General features: G+C 56.2%; 15 protein-coding genes. 2 read left to right on the forward strand and 13 right to left on the reverse strand.

Annotated features, from left to right (window positions below; genetic code table 11):
- Nucleotides 1–73: 73 nt before the first annotated feature.
- The 13 genes from A9179_RS23190 to A9179_RS13120 all read right to left on the reverse strand — a co-directional run bounded on the left by A9179_RS23190 (nt 74) and on the right by A9179_RS13120 (nt 15,409).
- The gene (locus A9179_RS23190; RefSeq protein WP_187806485.1) at nt 74–361 is read right to left on the reverse strand and encodes a DUF2218 domain-containing protein; all 288 of its coding nucleotides are present in this window, start codon (nt 359–361) and stop codon (nt 74–76) included.
- A 193-nt stretch (nt 362–554) separates the two neighbouring features.
- Complete coding sequence (locus tag A9179_RS13065) at nt 555–1,979, reverse strand: coniferyl aldehyde dehydrogenase (protein WP_187806487.1); 1,425 nt, start codon at nt 1,977–1,979, stop codon at nt 555–557.
- Between the two features lie 174 nt (nt 1,980–2,153).
- Nucleotides 2,154–2,888, reverse strand: a complete 735-nt coding sequence (locus tag A9179_RS13070) for a hypothetical protein (protein ID WP_187806489.1) — start codon at nt 2,886–2,888, stop codon at nt 2,154–2,156.
- 64 nt (nt 2,889–2,952) lie between these two features.
- Nucleotides 2,953–3,609, reverse strand: coding sequence for a c-type cytochrome (locus A9179_RS13075; protein WP_187806491.1), 657 nt, complete (start codon nt 3,607–3,609; stop codon nt 2,953–2,955).
- Nucleotides 3,606–5,081, reverse strand: a complete 1,476-nt coding sequence (locus A9179_RS13080) for a flavin monoamine oxidase family protein (RefSeq protein ID WP_187806493.1) — start codon at nt 5,079–5,081, stop codon at nt 3,606–3,608. The genes A9179_RS13075 and A9179_RS13080 overlap by 4 nt, the downstream gene beginning before the upstream one ends.
- Nucleotides 5,082–5,379: 298 nt before the next feature.
- Entirely contained in the window at nt 5,380–6,333 is a 954-nt protein-coding gene (locus A9179_RS13085; protein ID WP_316851833.1) for an AraC family transcriptional regulator, read from the reverse strand.
- Nucleotides 6,334–6,606: 273 nt separating this feature from the next.
- Nucleotides 6,607–7,185 carry a hypothetical protein gene (locus A9179_RS13090; RefSeq protein WP_187806495.1) on the reverse strand — a complete coding sequence of 193 codons (579 nt, stop codon included), beginning with the start codon at nt 7,183–7,185 and terminating at the stop codon, nt 6,607–6,609.
- Nucleotides 7,186–7,580: 395 nt separating this feature from the next.
- Nucleotides 7,581–7,769, reverse strand: a complete 189-nt coding sequence (tatA, locus tag A9179_RS13095) for a twin-arginine translocase TatA/TatE family subunit (protein ID WP_187806497.1) — start codon at nt 7,767–7,769, stop codon at nt 7,581–7,583.
- 346 nt (nt 7,770–8,115) lie between these two features.
- Nucleotides 8,116–8,547: a hypothetical protein gene (locus A9179_RS13100; RefSeq protein WP_187806499.1), complete on the reverse strand. Its 432-nt coding sequence runs from the start codon at nt 8,545–8,547 to the stop codon at nt 8,116–8,118.
- A gap of 344 nt (nt 8,548–8,891) precedes the next feature.
- Complete coding sequence (locus tag A9179_RS13105) at nt 8,892–9,857, reverse strand: WD40/YVTN/BNR-like repeat-containing protein (RefSeq protein WP_187806500.1); 966 nt, start codon at nt 9,855–9,857, stop codon at nt 8,892–8,894.
- Nucleotides 9,858–9,867: 10 nt separating this feature from the next.
- Nucleotides 9,868–12,240 carry an efflux RND transporter permease subunit gene (locus A9179_RS13110; protein ID WP_187808587.1) on the reverse strand — a complete coding sequence of 791 codons (2,373 nt, stop codon included), beginning with the start codon at nt 12,238–12,240 and terminating at the stop codon, nt 9,868–9,870.
- 53 nt (nt 12,241–12,293) lie between these two features.
- Nucleotides 12,294–13,967 (reverse strand): DUF1302 domain-containing protein, encoded by a 1,674-nt coding sequence (locus A9179_RS13115; protein WP_316851834.1) that lies wholly within the window; start codon nt 13,965–13,967, stop codon nt 12,294–12,296.
- 20 nt (nt 13,968–13,987) lie between these two features.
- Nucleotides 13,988–15,409 carry a DUF1329 domain-containing protein gene (locus A9179_RS13120; RefSeq protein ID WP_187806501.1) on the reverse strand — a complete coding sequence of 474 codons (1,422 nt, stop codon included), beginning with the start codon at nt 15,407–15,409 and terminating at the stop codon, nt 13,988–13,990.
- 448 nt (nt 15,410–15,857) lie between these two features.
- Here A9179_RS13120 and A9179_RS13125 point away from each other — a divergent pair, with 448 nt between their 5' ends.
- Both A9179_RS13125 and qhpR read left to right on the forward strand, forming a co-directional pair.
- Nucleotides 15,858–16,439 carry a TetR/AcrR family transcriptional regulator gene (locus A9179_RS13125; RefSeq protein WP_187806502.1) on the forward strand — a complete coding sequence of 194 codons (582 nt, stop codon included), beginning with the start codon at nt 15,858–15,860 and terminating at the stop codon, nt 16,437–16,439.
- Between the two features lie 693 nt (nt 16,440–17,132).
- Nucleotides 17,133–18,218: an AraC-like transcriptional regulator QhpR gene (gene qhpR / locus A9179_RS13130; RefSeq protein ID WP_187806503.1), complete on the forward strand. Its 1,086-nt coding sequence runs from the start codon at nt 17,133–17,135 to the stop codon at nt 18,216–18,218.
- Nucleotides 18,219–18,247: the final 29 nt, after the last annotated feature.

The raw sequence follows: 18,247 nt of genomic DNA on the forward strand, positions 1-18,247 counted from the left end.
ACCGAAGCAATACATCGGGCATCCAGCAGAAACTACGAGCTTGATGCTTCAGCCGCTGACAAGAGAGTGCCACTCACTCCAAGCTCAGCCGCCATGAGACCTTTATAAGTTCGCGATTAGCAGCCTTGTACAAGCCGCGCGCTACCAACTCGCGCAAGGCCTCGTGGTCGCTAGCCGATGAGTAAAGGAAAACTTGCAACAAATTCACTTCGGCCATGAGCTCGCAACCACCACTGGGCAAGTCGACCTGCAAATGGGTCTCACTGAGTGGTGAAATACAGTATTTTTTCCACAGCCGGCACAACCTGTCGATCAACTGCACAGGATCTGCACACGCGATGTAGGCCTCACTGACGCTCATAGACTCCCTACGCTTTCAGGTGCGCTATAAAGCGCCGCACAGCCTCTCTGACAGCACAGTTGGTTTGATTTAATGCCGGAGAGGGGAAATGAATACTGATGCAGTCTTCCGGGACATACGCATCAGCCAGGTACGTTTTAGTGATTCAAAAAAAGCGCCCCTAAGAGCGCCAAAATGGGAGTAGACAAAGCAATCAGCGCAGCAAGAGACGCAACAGCCCCTGAGTCAGCCGCCCATAAGGTGGTTTGAGCAGGAAGCTACCGTTGAGACGCGCCTGATAGAAGATTGGCCGCATCTTGCTGAATGTTTGGAAACCTTCTTCCGCGTGGTAATGCCCCAGTCCGGAATTGCCGACCCCGCCAAATGGCAGGTTTTCCTGCAAAACGTGAAGCATCACGCTGTTGACTGTGACACCACCGGAAAGCGTTTGACGCAACACCTGCTGGACTCGCCCCGAGTCTTCATCGAATAGGTACAGCGCCAAGGGGCGCTCATGGGCATTGATGTAGTCCACGGCCTCTTCCAACCCCTGATAGGCAAGCACTGGCAGCAAGGGGCCGAAGATCTCCTCCTGCATGATCTGCATATCGGCACGCACATCAAATACCAAGTGGGGAGCCAGCTTACCGGCACGGCGGGCCTCCTCCGCATCGGCAAGAGCCACCACTCGCGCGCCCTTCTCACGGGCATCGGTCAACAGCGCCTCAACCCGCATCAACTGCCGCGCGTTGATCATGCAGCTGTAGTCCGGGTTAGCCCCCAGCGGCTGTGGATAGTTGCGGGCTACAGCAGCCTTGGCATGCTCGATGAAACTGGCCTCGCTACCTTCGGGCAGGAACAGGTAGTCCGGCGCTACGCAGGTCTGCCCGGAGTTCAGGCACTTGCCCCATAGAATTGTCTCCGCGGCGCGTTGCAAGGAATACCCCGGCGCCACCAGCGTCGGCGACTTACCGCCCAGCTCCAGGGTCACCGGCGTCAGGTTCTCGCTGCAATTACGCATAATCTGTCGGCCGACTGCCGGCGAGCCGGTGAATATCAGGTGGTCGAACGGCAGGCGCGAGAACTGATCATTGATTCCTGGCCCTGGCTGAATCACCGCTACCAGATCCTGATTGAAACGCTGGCCAAGCAAGCGAGCCAGCAGAGCCCCATAGCGGCTAGAGTCGCTGGCGATCTTGATCATGGCACGGTTGCCGGCAGCCAAGGCACCACACAGTGGCCCCAACGTCAGGTACAGCGGATAGTTCCAGGGGGCGGCAATACCAATCACCCCGAGCGGCTGGGCGAGCAACGCAGCACGCCCAGGCTGGAACCAGATACCAACACCACGACGCTGCGGCTTCATCCAGCGCTTCAGGCACTTGAGCGCGTGATTGATCTCACTGACCAAACCAAAGATGTCTAGCAGTTTGCTCTCGTGAACAGAGCGATGGCCGAAATCGGCAGAAATCGCTGCGGCGATCTCATCGGCGTTGTCCAATACCAGCGCCTTGAGGGCCAGCAGATTGGCACGGCGCACCTGATACGACGGATAGCGCTCAGCGGCGAAAGCCGCCCGTTGGCTGGCGAAGAGCTGGCGCATCTGCTCGACGGCCGGACCGACTTGCTCGATCGACATGAGAAAAACTCCGGGATTGCGGACGTGGCGCCAGTTTTTGCTATGGCCTGAGCGCCAACCCGCCTGTGATCAATTTCGGGCTGAGCTTGTCAACCCCAGTCAGGCGGCAGCGCTAGCTAACCGCCGCCGCTCTGGTACGTTTGAGGCATAGAACTACGAGGGGGAAACTGACACTTAGGTTGCAGCCACCCGCCCGTCCTGGATAGAAACCCCACCTTGTCCACGAAGCAGGCGCACGCCAAAGATCAACAACCACAACGGATAAAGCACCAGGAAAGACATCTCCATTATCTTCATCAGTTCATCGAGCGACTTAAAGAAGCCGAAGACAAGAAATAGGGTGAAAGATATACCGACAATTTTTAGAAGCAGCAGAGAGAACCAGCCCCACCCCGCTCTTTTGAGCTGCCCGCCGACAACCAGCCCCCAGAACAATACGACCAAACCCTCCGACCACCACAACCCGTACTGTACGGCATAAGCAATGGTGGTCCAGGTCACTTCCGCGGCCGCTTTTATCGAAGCATCGCCCTGCCCGTAGAGTTGCGCCAAGGGCGTAACGACCGCTTGCTGAGTCGCAGCCCCAATAATCCCGACTGTGGCATAGAAGCCAATGGCCAAAACAGCAATGCTGCCTAGAGCACCGGCCTCATTCCGGAAGACATGCCAGAGATAACCGCCAACAACCAAGGAGGGCAAATAGAAGCCGAAAATATCTGTCAGCATTGACCAGCGATAAAGCTCGCGGATTTCATCGGGAAGACTCAGCACTTTGGCGCCGGACAAGATCATACTGGTATCGTCGCCCGTCACCATCATTGAGAGCGTGATAGTCGTATAAGCAAAGATGGCTCCAAGAATGGCGGCGTATGCAGTAAAACGCGTCGCCCCCGATAATTTTTTTTGCATCCCAAACTCTCCACAGTTGCAGACCACCGTCAGCGGGCAGCCTCTTAGTTAAAATGACTCCGCCTCACTTGCTCTCTATTGCAAAGCTAGCGAGATAACTGGCAATCGCTTTACGCTCCTCTGCCGAGAGTGCACCGGCAATACTCTTCATTACGCCTGTAGGTTCGCTGCGCTTCCCAGCTGCAAAATTGTCCAACTGTGCAAGCAGATAATCGTATCCCTGCCCAGCAAGACGTGGAAAATTGCCTTGCCCCATTAGTTGTCCACCATGACACGAACGGCATGCCCCGTTTTCGACAAGCTTTTCACCCTTGTCGCGCAAGGAAGTGTCAGGACTGTAAGTGGAGTTATTGCCGGGATGCTGTTTGGCAAAATAATCGGCAAGCAATTTAATCTCGGCATCGCTCAGCGTAATTGCCAGGGGAGTCATGAACGGATTACTGCGCACTCCGCTAGCAAAATTATGGAGCTGAGTAGCTATATATGGCGCTGGCTGCCCCGCCAGGCTTGGGTACTTCTGGTTTTGTGACTTCCCTTGAAAACCATGGCAGCCAATACAAGCATCAGACAAACGCGGCCAGGAACCGCCATCGACTTCGGCAGCATGACTTGAGGCATCAAAGTACTTCTGCAAGAGATATAGATCTCGTAGCTCAGGTCCCCATATAACCAGCAGAACAGAAACACTGGCGACGAATCCCAGCAGGATGATTTTCTTCATGCAGACCTCCCGGCCAGACGCAAAGCGTTAAGAACCTGCAGAGCACTTTGCCTTCCCGAACGCACTGCACCATCCATATACCCAGCCCAGATTTCGGCGGTCTCTGTACCAGACCAGATCAGGTTGCCACAGGGAGGACGCAGAGCCTCACCGTGCTCACTCCAAAATCCTGGTGGAATTGCCGAAACACACGTAATAGTCCAGGGATCTGCTTGCCCCCAATCGTGATCATGGTAAGACAGCGGCGACAAAGCCTCCTCGCCGAGCGCTTGTGCATATATCTCGGTCTGCACCCGCTTAGCCTTATCCAGATCAGATGGCAGCGTTGCACTTCGTACGAAGGCATTTATGACACCGATTTCTCCATTCGGTGGGGAGTTATCGTAGGCCCATATAATCGGCCCACCAATTTGCGATAAATGGCCATTCAACCCTTTCTCCCGCCAGAACGGCCGAGAGTAGACCATTGCCGTTTTCCTCATCGGAGAATAGCCGGGCCAAGCGCGCTGAAGAGCCGCACGTTTTGCCGGCAGTTGCGGAGTGAATTCAATCTGCTGGCAGAGGGCGGGATGTATAGCCATGATGACTTTTCGTGCACGGACATCACCACTATCAGTCCTGATGGTCACGACGTCCTGATCCCAACCTTCAATTTGGCGAACCGGACTGGAAAGCTTGACCTTTTCGCCAAGTTGCTCTGCCATCTTGATGCTCAGAATCTGAGATCCCCCAACAATACGGGTGTCCTGAGCACTGTGCGCCATACCGTCGAGCTGCGAGTATTCGCAGTCAGCGGAGTTAATCATGGAGAGATAATGCAGCAGGCCCAACTTGGCTGGCATTACACCGCCGGATATTACAATCCCGCCCTCAAGACTCAGCCCCTTTTGTAAGTCTACGTTCTGCTTAGATAACCAGTCTCCCACAGACAGTTTGTCAAACTCGGCAGCCCGTGGGGATTTCCATGGCGCAGCGGATGGCACATCACGAGAGAGTTCGCTCAGTTGGGCCGCGAGAGTCTCGTCAGCACCGAGCGTGCCTTTCAGATCCGTGACCATCCGCCCTTCACCGCCAAGGAAAACTGACTCTCCCTGATAGTAAGAGGGAAAAGTTCCTACGCCCAACTCACGAGCAAGATCCGCAACAGCTGTCTGGCTAGACCCGATCCACTGCCCCCCAGCTTCTGATATATAGCCATTACCAAGATCATGGTTGAGAGTGCGCCCGCCAACGCGATCGCGAGCCTCTACAACCAGAAAAGATTCACAGCCTGCCTGGAGCAAACTGCAGGCGGCGGTCAATCCGGACAAACCTGCACCAACGATCACGACATCAAGAATATCTTCATCAACGCTGGCATTTGCCCACTTAGCGTTCAACCCAAGTCCACCGAGAGCTACCGATGCCCCAGCGAACTGAAGCAACCTCCTGCGCGGAAGATCGACAGAGGCTCCAGAGATACTTCTTTTCATAATTCTTCTCCTCGACTCGTTAGCCTCTGAAGTAAGTCTTGCTTCTAAAGAGCCGGAAGCAACTACTACCAATCTGAAGACCACTCATATTTCTGCTAAATACGAATTATCAAACTGACCAATTTCTCGCCTTGAAAAAGCGACCACATCTAGATTTGGCAACCCAAAAAGTTAAGCCTCTTAATAGGGAACACCGCAAACACCTAAAGAGGGCAGCCTAATTAAAAATACTCCAAACAAGAAATTATGGCTTGTCAGGTTATGCCAAATTCTTGGCATCTCATGCCAATAGACAAGATCAGTATCGAGCGCGCTGCCGGTACTTCAGAGGGGTGAGTTGTGTCCACCGACGGAAAGCACGGCTAAAAGAACTGGCCTCTGAATATCCGAGCAACAAGGCAATGTTGGTAAAGCTGTAATCAGATCGGGCGACATAGTCTTCAGCTAAAGAGCGGCGCACATCTTCAACTACCTGAGAAAAATCCAAACCCTGCTCAGAGAGACGGCGCTGCAAGGTACGCACCCCAATGCCCATACTACTGGCAACCAGCTCGATACTTACGCCGCCACTACCCAGTCCACTGGCAATATGTGCCGCCATTCGTCCAAGAATCTCCGACTCAGTGCGGAGCGACTTTTGCCGCTGCAAAAATGGCTCAAGCGCCTGAAACAATCGAATGTCGGCGGTTAAAACCGGCATATCCAAAAGATCACGCGCAAACACCAGTCGATTATCCGGCCTATTAAAATAAACCGGACACCCAAACAACTCCTGATAAACAGAACTCACACTGAGTCTATCGTGCCCAAACTCGACCCAAACAGGACTCAGAAAAGGGCACTTGGTCAGTTCACGCAAAATCGCCAGCGCAGCACTCAATGTATATTCGGCGTCTTGGCAGCAGTCAGTAACGAGCGGATCAACTACCTGGTAGATCAGTGTAATGGAGTCATTATCGATACTGACTTCGGCTCGCGTGCCTTGGGCAAGCACTGCATAGAAATGACTCAGGCAACGAAGTGCCAACTGCATTGATGGTGCGCTACGCGCGGCGTATCCATAGGCACCCCAGTCACTACTATGAGCCCGGATACCGGTTTGCAGACCAATGCTGGAGGAAACCTCACGACCAACCAACTCCCACAAAGCCATGTACTGGGACAGGGGGATCTCTGTATCAGGTGACGTCACAACCTCTTCACTAAGCCCCACAGCGGCCAGGTACGGCGCAAAAAGAGCAGCATTACGCACGAAGAGGTTTTCACAGAAAACTGTGTGACAACGGCCAGTCATAGTCGATGATCGCCCAAAATACTGTCGGAGTGGAGGCTCCGGCGCAGCACGTATAATTACTCTAGATGCATTGGAAAATTTTTCAAAAACCAGAAACATCACACCCTAATCACAGCTCAATATCCGGTCGCGCCAGACGCATCTACACTTGAAAGATATGCCGGCATGCCTTTGAAAGATGAGAGACGTAAAAGTTGAATACCCTCATACTGACAAAATAGGTGATACCCGCTAGAAAGGCCTATCACTCATTGCAGACTCCTGGGTGATAAATTGGGCCACCAGCTCTTCCGCAGCCGAGTACTCCTCACGCAGCGCAAGATCCATGATCTGAACCTGCAGGAGCTCTTGCCGAACCATGTAAGCATAAAAGTCATGCCCCTCAGCCGGCCCAATTTCTGAAAGACGGCGCAACCTCTCAACGTAAACAATCGTTCTCTGGCGCAAGCCTGACATAACTTTCGACATCATGAACTGCGGCAAACAACTTATGGCCTTGGCTTTAATCAGGATCCAAGACCTGTTCGGGAGCTGAACACCCAAAATCCCCGCAACACGCTCGTATTTTGGACGACTGAATTCTTCCAAACGATGGTAGGAGCTCCAATAAGTATGTAGCGGCCCCGCCTCAAAGCGCTCAGCCATATTGGCTGTAATAGCATGCATTGTGGCACGCCCATCTAACTCGTAAAACATCCCATCAAAGAATTCAGAACCTGGCATTTCCGAAGCAACCACATCGAACCGAAAAAATAATAAAAGCCACACACTCACCCATGAAAACCGCAGCCAACAACCAGCGCGCGCCATGATGCCTCCAACAATCTCACTGCACGGAGCACAAGAACAACAGATACGCCCCCACGCGCGCAAAAAGACAAGAAATCATTGACTGCCCAGCCACCAGCCGCGCAACAACCAAACTCAGTTCCTACGCAGAAAATGCTGCACAAGCATTTAGAACAAGCAGCAAGAGCAAAACAACCACCAACATTACTACCCGCACACCGCTCATGGCATATTCATCATTCAACTAATTAAGGCTGCAAAATAACGCAAAATATAGACACACCCACTTCGAACCGACAGTTGATCCGGCCTGTACCGCTCTCACCTGAGCCAAGACGCCGAACCAGAGGAGCGAAGAATGCAACGCGGCAGTGGAAGCTCTGCTACAACTGATTACTCGCGGAGTACTTAGCTCTTCACTGGCGATGCTCTGGATCAACTCGCGATTGATCCACGCACGGGCTATCAGCACCTGATAGCGACTTGCGAAAACCCTTTAGCGCCTCGCCCAAATCACTGCCTAAATTCCGCAAACGCTTTCCACCGAACACCAGCAGGACAACCAACAAGACGACCAGCCAGTGCTTTACATCAAACACTCCCATCACGAGCACCTCTTTTATTGCACTGCCAATTGATCGCTCCGCTCAGCCATGCTGACTGTAGAGGCCAGCTGCCAACGCATAAAGTGCGACATTTAATTAAAATAACATTCGTTATTTTTTTATGTAAAGGGCCAGCTCTTAGCACATCCGTTACCACTCGTCGTCGCAGAACCACTACCGGTACAGCAAGAGCCAACCATTAGTACGTGACGCGCTCATCCACCAAGCCCAGGAGTCATCCAGCAGCAACTTGAAACGACATAACATCTGGCCCGTTCACTTCCATACAATGCAAAACTCAATTGCACACTGGGTCATTCGGTAGTACAGCAAACTCCAACACGACTTAATTACTGTCTTCCCGCGATAAATCTGAAGCACGAATAGCGCTATCACAGCCAGTGGAGTCCTCTACCCAGCGGCGTTGTATGTAGGTCGCGGCCTTGCCTTTGTACCCATCACTGGCACAGGTATAGGCATAACTTTGCACATCCACCATGGATTGACGGCATGCATCATACGCGGCAAGATTTTGGCTTTTCTGATGATCATCAGGCCAACTATCTAGATCTCTTATAGCGTTTTCAGCCACTTCATATAGAAGACCTGTAGCATTTGCATCACTACAAATTTCAGCGACCTTAGTATGCAATGCATGAGCTCGCTTTATAATCGACTCAGCCTTTCTTACCGCCTCTACATTGGTGTACACATCACCAGCCTGTGCCCAGACAATCACCGGGCAAGCCAGCCCTACTATCAAATGTGAAATTTTCATCACTCAACATCCTCCTCCGTGGAATTAGACTTTGCACCGGAAAAGCCTGGATATTGCTCCACTGCCTGAAGCCAGATAGATATGGGCGTGCAAGATCAAGAGAGCTAGCCAGCTAAATGTTGAGCGGAATTGCGACTATCGACACTGCATACACCGGGAACAATTCGTCACGCTGCGCCACATTTAAACTTCGCTAACTCCACACCGATATGATCAAGACCGATGTGGCCGAATAAAAAAGGGCCTGGCGCCGACTAGCGACGAGGCCCAAAACGGGCAACAATCACAACTTTCTAGCCGCCCCGAATGCGGCCAAACCAGCCAACACTCAGCGAAGGCGCCAGCTACTTAGCTTCTTCTGGTATTACACCGCGTCGCGAAAACAGAACAGGACTGTCATTGCTGTTGATCAGGGCCGCCGTCAACGAAACACCCTGGGCCGACTGCTGCTCCTGGAAGCTCTGCCCGCCACTACGGCTTTGCACCATCAGCCCATCAAGGCCGACCGCCAGTACATGACGACCAGACACGGCCACGGCTGTGACCGAGCTCTTGCTCTCCAGCGGCAAACGGCGAAAGTCCTTACCGTCTGCCGAACCATGCAGTAGCGTGCCGCGCTGACCGCCAACCAACAGGCTCCCATCTGCCAGTACGGCGCCAGCCCAGAGGGTGCCTTCGTAGCCGGTATCCAGGTAATGCCAGCTTCGGCCCTGGTCGTCGGAGCGCAGCACCTGACCACGCTCGGCAGTGGCATACAGGCCGCCATGACGGTCGGCAAAAAGCCCCATCAGATTGAGATCGGCACGACTGGAGCCTGGAGGAGCTTCCAGTGTCCGCTCAACCCAGGTCGCACCACCATCGTCGGTGGTCAGGATCAATGACCAGAGGCCAACTGCAACCCCCTGCCGGGCATTGAAGAAATGCACCGCGAACAACGGCCTATCCTCTTCACTGGACAGACGCTGGATCTGCCAGGTGTCACCGCCATCAAGGCTGGCCAGGATCGCCCCCCAGTGTCCGACCGCCCACCCCTGCTTTCCATCGACGAAACTCACGCCAGTAAGCGGCGCGGAAAGCGGAACTGAGCGTGCCTGGCGGAAGCTTGCACCTTGATCGTCCGACAACAGCACTATGCCGTGGTCGCCAACCGCAACGATGCGTTTCTCTGCCCATGTAGCATCGAGCATGGTTGCCTGGGTGGCATTGCTCGCAGGTACTGCCGGCACCGGTTCCAAGGGATCAGCCTGCGGCGAGGTCAGTGGCAACAAGGTCGCCAGGGCGACCCCCATGACTGTGTTCAGGTATCGCATGCTTCTCTCCTCAATGCACCAGCGCGCCAATCATGCGCACCGGGCGCTTGCGCGGGAAAACCCGCTCCAGCCAGACAGCGAAGGCCGGTAGAACCGTCATGGCCATGACCATGTTGACCATGAACATAAACGCCAACAGCTTGCCCATGTCGGCCTGGAACTTGAGTTCGGAGAACGACCAGGTAGCCACGCCGATTGCCAGGGTGATGGCGGTGAAGATGGTCGCTACGCCAACCTCGAGCAGCGCGTGCTCGACCGCCTTGACGATCGGCTGACCGTTGGCCTGGTGCAGCTGCAGACGGTTGTAGATGTAGAAGGCGTAATCGACACCGATACCCACTGCCAGCACCATCACCGGCAGCGTGGCGATGGTCAGTCCGATCTGCAGCTCCTTCATGAACCAGTAGCCGATGAAGGTGCCGATAGTCAGCGGCAGGCAGCAGACCAACACAGCACGCAGGTCACGGTAGACAACGAACACCAGCAGGGCGATGGCGGCGTAGACATACAGCAGCATCGGCGTCTCGCTCTTCTCCACCTCCTCGTTGATCGCCGCCAAGACACCAGCGTTGCCCGAGGCGAGGCGCACTGAAATGCCCGGCATCGGGTATTCGCTGCGGAACGCCTTGGCAGCCGCGATCACCCGGTTGATGGTGGTCGCTTTGTGATCCCCCAGGTACAGGTGCACGGCAGTCATGCTGCAGTCGACGCGCATGATCCCGGAGATGCGGGCGACCTCGGTGGCCAGCGAGGCGTAGTTCATGGCATCGATGGGCACCGTGCTCATCTTCGGATTGCCCTCGTTATAGCCTTCGTTGAACTGGCGCATGGCGGTGGAGAACGAGGCCACCGACAGCACCCCGGGCACAGCCTGCATCGCCCAGACAAAGCGATCCTGGTACTGCCCCAAGGCGACGTTTTCGCAGGCTCCGGGCGGCACTTCGCCTGACGCGTCCGGGCTGACCTCGAAGACCACGCTGAGCCAGTCCAGGCCGATGTCGTAACTACTGGCAATGGACACCGCATCGCGGTTGAACCGCGCCTCCTCGCGCAGCTCAGGCGCACCAGCCTGTAGCGTGCCCACTACCCGGTCATGGCTCTGCCAGACCGCCACGCAGAACACCAGCGCGGCGATACCGAGCACCAGTAGCGCGTTGCGCCACTCGGCGAGCCGTGCCAGCCCATGCAACCAGCGCGCACGGCGCTCGCGGGAGACCTCCTCGGCGGCCGCATAGCTACCATCGACTCTCAGCATCGACGCCACCAGCGGCAGCATCACCAGATTGGTAATGATCTTGTAGGCCACCCCGAGCGAGGCGGTGATAGCCAGCTCGCGCACCATCGGAATCGGGATCAACAGCAGGGTGATGAAGGACACGAAGGCCGTTACCAGGGCCAGGGTTCCCGGAATCAGCAGACCACTGAAACTGGAGCGGGCCGCCTCCTCGACACTTTTGCCGCAAGCGATCTCCCGCACGATGTAGTTGATCTGCTGCACGCCGTGAGACACACCAATGGCGAACACCAGGAAGGGCACCAGCACGGCCAGCGGGTCGAGGCCGTAACCGAGCAGGCGCAGGCTGCCAAACTGCCAGATCAGCGAGGTCAGCGAGCAACCCAGCGCCAGCAGCGTGAAGCGCACGGAATGGCAGTACCAATAGACCGCCGCGGCGGTCAGCAGCAGCGCCAGCAGACAGAATTCCAGCACGGCCGAGGCGCCGTCGGCGATATCGCCGATCTGCTTGGCAAAGCCGATGATCTGGATCTCGAAATCGGTATCCTCGAACTGAGCACGGATCTGCTGCTCCAGGATTTTGTTGTAGGCCACGTAGTCCAGCTGCTGGCCATTTTCGTCAAGCTCGTTGAGCTCGGCGGTGATCATCGCGCTGCTCTGATCGCGCGCCACCAGGGTGCCGACAAAGCCGCCCTGGGCCGTGGAGTTGGCGATCTTGTCGATGATCTCCTGATCGAGACGATCAGGTGTCACCGTGCCAGGTATCAACGGATCCGCACGAAAGCCCTCCTCGGTGATCTCGTTGACGAAAGAGTTGGGCGTCCACAACGACTGCACACTGCTGCGCGAGACTCCGGGCAGGAAAATCACCGCCTGGGTCACGTCGTACAGCCGCTTGAGCCCGGTCACGCTCCAGATCGAGCCCTCACGCGCCTTGACCACTATGGTCAAGCGGTTTGCCCCGATCAGATCGTTACGGTAGGCCTGGAAGGTCTCGACATACTCATGACCGATCGGCAACTGCTTCTCGAAGCCAGCATCCATGCGCAGCTGCACGGCGAACCAGGCCATACCCAGGGTGAACAATACGAGCAGCGCCAGCACCAGCCGACGCTGACGGAACAGCCAGCCCTCCAGGCGTGGCAGCACGCCACGCCCCCCCTTGCCGGACTTGTTTACAACAGGAGTATTCACTACATGCCTCACATCGAGTGCGAAATCGCCAGGCCGACGTAATCACGATCACGCAGCGGTTGGTCGTAAGGGGTGTCAGCATCGTTGAACTTCGCGTAGTTCAAACTGACCTGCCAGTTGCCGGGGTTGCGCACAAGGTTCAGGTACAGGTTCATGGAGCTGGCATCCCGGGTATAGGTCGAATACATCGACGGCGTGCGCCCATTGCCCAGCGACTGCTGGTAATAGATACCCGGCGTAACGCTCCAACCCGGGATCAGAATGCTGTCATAGGTCAGACTGAAATCGAGGTGGATCCCCGAGGAGCTCGCATCGCCATGGGACTTGGCCGGAAGCTTCGACCAATCCTCAACCCAGCTGTTGCCCCCTGCGGAAATCAACTCACCGTCATAGCTGTCATGCAGCCCCGGATACTTCACCAGTACCAGTTCCGACATGAGGGTCGCGGTGCTGGCCCCAGTGAACTCGAGGAAATCCGCGGAGTTGGCATTGGTAAAGCTGTAGATGCCGGTCAGGTGCCACTGGAACTTCTTGGTGTCTTTCCAGCATTCCCCACCCTGCCCTGCACATGGGCCAGCGCCGAAAAATCCGGGCAAGGGGTTGAGCGGCACCGCCTCTTTGGGCCGGTAAGACAGCTCGGTGCCCACCGCCCAGTCGCCAACCGGCAGGTTGGCACTGATGCCGTAGAGCATGCGGTCTTCCGGGTAGACCCACTTGGGAGCCCAAGTGGCCTGGTTGTACTGCACTTGCGGCAGCTTGTCGTGATAGCGCATCACGTAGAAACCGTAGTTGACGTCGCTGTCTTCCGGCTGCCAGCGCACCGAGAGTCCCCACTGACCACTGTCACGGGCATCCTTGTCGTCGTAGCCGTACTCCTTCATACCCTCGCCGATCACGTTAAAGGTCGACCAGTAGCTACCCACTGGTGGCAGCTCGCTCTTGTTCCAGCCGAACTGGTAATAGGTCTCGACGTTGATGCCGTAGCCCAGCCCCGTGGCGACACTGAGCATCGGCGCCGGTAGCACAGCCTCCTTGAGCTGCACTCCCGGGCTCGACAGCGCCTGGAAATCGTAGGCGTTGGTGGCGTTGATGCCGCCCACCGCGAACAGGCTCTCACCCCAGTTGATAACCTGGTTGCCCAGGCGCGCCCGCACTCGCTGATCCCCCACATCGAAGGTCTTGCTCACCCACAGATCGAGCAGGCGCGTCTTGAACTTCAGTTCGTCACGCGCATCATCGGTCAGCCCATCGCTGCCGATATCCGAACCCGCGGCTTGCCAACCCTGCGTTTCCGCACCCAGCGTCCCGGTAGTGTGGGTGGCAGCAAAGTCACGCTTCCAGCTGCCACGCGCCATGAAGGTGAGATCCTCGGGAAACTTCAACACCAGCTCGTGCATACCCTTGAGGTAGTTGGTGAACAGGTCACCCTTGTCATAGTTCAGGTTGCCCTGGTCACCGATCCCGGAGACAGTCGCATCCAGGCATCCAGCCGGCGCGCCACCGCCAGTGGCACCGGCGTTGACCAGATCGCAGCCCTGAGACTGAGCGCGCACGCCCATGCCCCAACCAATGGTGGAATCGAACGAGCCCCGGACATTGTCCGTCTCGAAGGTGAAGCCCATGGCCAGAGGCGCAGCGCAGGCAATAGCCAGACCCGATGCTTTAGCAATTGTTCTTTTCATGTCGGCTCCTAGATTCGCCATTAGCGCTCGCTGATGGATCGCAGGTTGTCGGATGTATAGAAATCGCGCTTATGCCGCGGGTTACCAGCGCTCTCGGTCTGCCAGTGGAGATCCTTGCTAGCGCCGATGGTGGTCAAGTCGTAGAGGTAGCGGCCATCTGCCAGGTTGTACTGCACCAGAGCCTGCATATCGCAAGCACCGGTCTCGTACACAGGGATCGTGAAGCCCTCACGCACCTTCCAGACCTGCCCTTGCTTGTCGTAATCGACGGCCATCAGGGCGTTCCAGCTATCCTCGTCGATGTAGAAAAGCCGCTTCGGCGCCTGGTGACGCATCCCCTGACGGACATTGGCCTCAACGACCCACACGCGATGGAGCTCGTAGCGGCGCGACTCAGGTGCGAGCGAGCCCTCCTGAGCAACCTCTTCGACCTTGGCGGAGGTGTCGTAGGCGCCAAAAGCGTTGTAGGAGACAATCAACTCCTGCTTGCCGATCAGCTTCCAGTCGAAGCGATCCAGGGGCCCGAAGAAGACGTTCGCTTCATCGACGGTGTACTGGTTATCCAGGCCAATCTGCGGGGCGTCGTAGGAGTAGGCGGGCATGCGCCGTACACGCCGCTGACCAGGAAAATAATAGAAGGTGGCCGACTGCTCTCCGGCTGTGAGGGTTCCCACGGCAGCCTGCCCCGCCAGGGCAGCCGGCTCCAGGAAAGAAAAGTACGTGGCGTTTTCCAGCCGGCCTACGGAAGAGAACAGCGCACTTCCCTTCGCTCCCCAAGGGGTAAAGAAGGACAGGTCATTCGAGATGCGCAGCCAATCCCCGCCCCCCTTGCGCGGCGAGACCCCAGCGATGGTCTTGGGAATATCGATACCGACGCCGCGGTAGCGCATCTTCATGTTCAACATGACCTCGACGCCGGTGGTCGGCAGCGGAAACGGAACGCCTGGTACATAGGCATCCTGCAGGGCAAGACCACTGGCATCGAGGGTGGCGAAACCGACGTTTTTCTTGGTGTTCTCGGCAACGAAGTCCGGCACACCGCAGCTGCGGCGGGTGGGGTACACGTCCATGCGATAGCCCGGCACTTTCTTGAACAGCTCCAGCTGGCCCGGCGACAGCTTGCTCGCGTACTGCGCGACATTGTTGGCGTCGATACTGTAGAGCGACTTGTCGTCCTTGAACTTCCAGTGCTGGCCACGCACCTGGCCGTAGCTCCAACCCACGTCCTGCTGACCAGGCGGAGTCCAGGCCGGAATCACCCCATCGGCACTTGCAGCAACCTCACCTCCTAGCGGCGTCAGCTTCGTACCCAGCAACGCAACGTCCTGCTCTGCCGCCTGAACCGAACAAATTGCAGTCGATGCTGCAATGGCCACGAGCAGATGCCTGACCCCACAGCGGGTGGAAATGCCGGCTTCTGGGTACTCAATCACTTCATTCATAGGAGGATCCTCACGGGACTTGACCGGCGGCACGCTCATCCTGGAAGGACGAATCGGCTCATGCCACACCTTTTAATCAAATGACATGGTCAATTGACCAAGTCCAGTGAACAAAGCAAGCAATATGCCAACGACAGTTATCTAAATATTTTTCGTTAAATATCAGTTACTTATATGAAATAGCTTTTGGCCAACGAAGCGTGCGAACCGAGTAGTGCACCAACGTGTGTCAGCAGACCGCACTACTTTGTGAATTAACGAAACACTCGTTACGAAACTTTCAAGACTGCCGATTGACCTTAAAAGCGCCGCATGTTTTCCAGGGACACGAGACAGCTCAGGCTTCAGAGACGAGCCCATGACCTGGCAAACGAAAATCCGCTAGCATCCGCTGACATTGCCGCCGGATGGCAGTCAGCAATAGCACAGTAGGAATGGAGACTTAACTATGGCCAGAGTAGGCGCTGCACTGCGCAGGCAGGACTTCGTAGAAGCGACTGTGAAAGTGATTGCTGAACATGGGGTGGCCAACGCAACGACTCGACGTATTGCTGCTGCCGCTGGCTGCCCACTGGCCTCACTGCACTACGTCTTCCATACCAAGGACGACCTCTTCTATGCGGTCTATGAGTCGCTTTTCAGCCTGCCGCAGCAAGCTCTGGAGCATGTCCCCGCCGGCACTACCCCTGCTGAAACGGTTGCCGAGGTGCTGCGCCAATCCATCGCATGGTTCAGCGAGAACCCAGACCTGGCTCGGGCGCAATCTGAGCTGTTTTTCTGGACCATGCGCAACAACCCTGAGCTGGCAAGAAAGATCTACACGATGGCTATTGAAGTCACTGAACAGGCCGTAGAGCGGGCCGTCGGCTCATTGCTAGATAAGAATTTTTTGAACGCCACCAGCCGCCTGCTCATTCACCTGACAGATGGCTTACTCATCGCCTGGTCCGCCCATGAAGATTCGACACGACTGAAAGCAGAGACAGAAACAGCCTGCCGGGCATTAGTGCTGCTGTTAGAACACCACTAACCCAAGCGCGCCGATGCCCGCTTACTTGTGTTCCAGCCACACAGGCTCGAATACTGTGGGCTGACACCTGGCCCCTGCCTGATCAATAGCGGTGGGCAAGAGCTATTGCCCGCAGTCGCTCATTGGGAGAAGTGGTCTGGAGAAGGGATATATGCCACATCCAGCACAGTGCCGCCCTGCTCTGCTACCGGCGCGATCACGACGACTCAGTAATGCCTGAAAATCTCGCCAATGCTGGCTACCGGATGCCCGATGCGAGGGTCGACTGCAGGACTCACAGATGGATGCCTGAGAGTGACGATGGCGCTCAAGACCACAGCAAAGGTCAAACACACAAACACGAAGTGACGCATCGCAGCCCTCCTGCATGGGAGCTTTTTTGTTATTGATGCCCTCGAGTCTGGTCTTCGATACGCGCAAAAGCTTGGCATATCACGCCAAAAAATAACCATTTCACGCCCCGCGGCATGAGCAGTGCAAAGCAGCTGCTCTTCTGGCCACACAGGATGTAGATGGCGAAAAGACTGCTGGTCGCGTGCTTATAAGCCTGCACCATTTGCCCTAACGAAGATGCGCCCCAGACGGCTCGACGCCACGATCTGGTATCGTCAGACAGGTATCACCCAGCCCCCTTCGATCTCACCCGGGTCGAAGCACTACACCGTGCAACCGCGTCATCTTCTGGGTAGCGAAATGGCTTCTCTTGTCCGTGGTATTGCCCTGCTAGGGTTTGATGAGTTCGCGATCAGCCAGGGGCTCGAACCCCAAGCCATGCTGGCTGAAATCGGACTACCCAGCGACGCCGTAGATGGCTTGATCTCAGGCTCCGAGTTCGCTGCATTACTAGAGCTATGTGCGAGGCGCTCGTGCAACCCGTTGTTCGGGCTGCAGCTCGGCCTCTACCAGGGGCCACAGGCGCTGGGCAGCCTGCTTTATGTGATCAGAAGCACCAGCACATTGGGTCAGATCCTCGAGGCACTGACTCGTTGCTTCCACTTCCATAACAGCGGAGCGGATCTCCACCTGAAACGGCAAAGCGGAACCGCACGACTTTCCTACGATGTAACCGATGGTGACACCATCTCAGCAAGACAGACCGTGGAGCTGACCATGGGCATCTGCACGCGGCTGATCCAAGACCTGCTGGGGCATCCCTGGAAGCCTATCGAATTACAGCTGCGCCATCCGGCAGGTGAAACACCCAAGGCCTACAGAAATTTTCTCGGTATCACTCCGCACTTTGGCAGTCCTGCCAATGCATGGGTCTTCGCTGAGTCATTGCTGGAGTCCCCCCTGAGTGCCATAGATGAAGGGTTCCATGAGCTGGCCAAGGGGCATATTGCCGAGCTGGCCCAGATTACCTTGCCGGAACTGCCCCCTTATGTGAAAAAGCTGCTGCACAGGCAACTTCCCAATAGCCAGGTCACCATCGAGCAAATCGCCGAGCAGATGAGGATCAGCCCTCGAAGCCTGCAACGGTATCTGCAATTGGAAGGCACCAGCTTTCAAAAGCTGCTGGACGAGACACGCCACGCGATGGCCACTCGCTACCTACGCGATTCATCCGTTAGCCTGACACAGCTTTCCGAACTACTGGGCTATGCAGATCTCAGCGCCTTCTCCCGGGCCTTCTCCCGCTGGAACGGCATGAGCCCGCAAAAATGGAAACAACGCCAGCGGCAAGCGCTCACCACTCCAGTTCTAGGTGTAACGGCGCTTGCTTTCGAGACCGGGCAACCGGTACTACCCGATACAGCCAGTCGCGCGCGGCAACCTTAACGCAGCTCGTCGCCAAATCATCCAGATGC

The organism is Pseudomonas alcaligenes, assembly GCF_014490745.1.
Lineage (GTDB): Bacteria > Pseudomonadota > Gammaproteobacteria > Pseudomonadales > Pseudomonadaceae > Aquipseudomonas > Aquipseudomonas alcaligenes_C.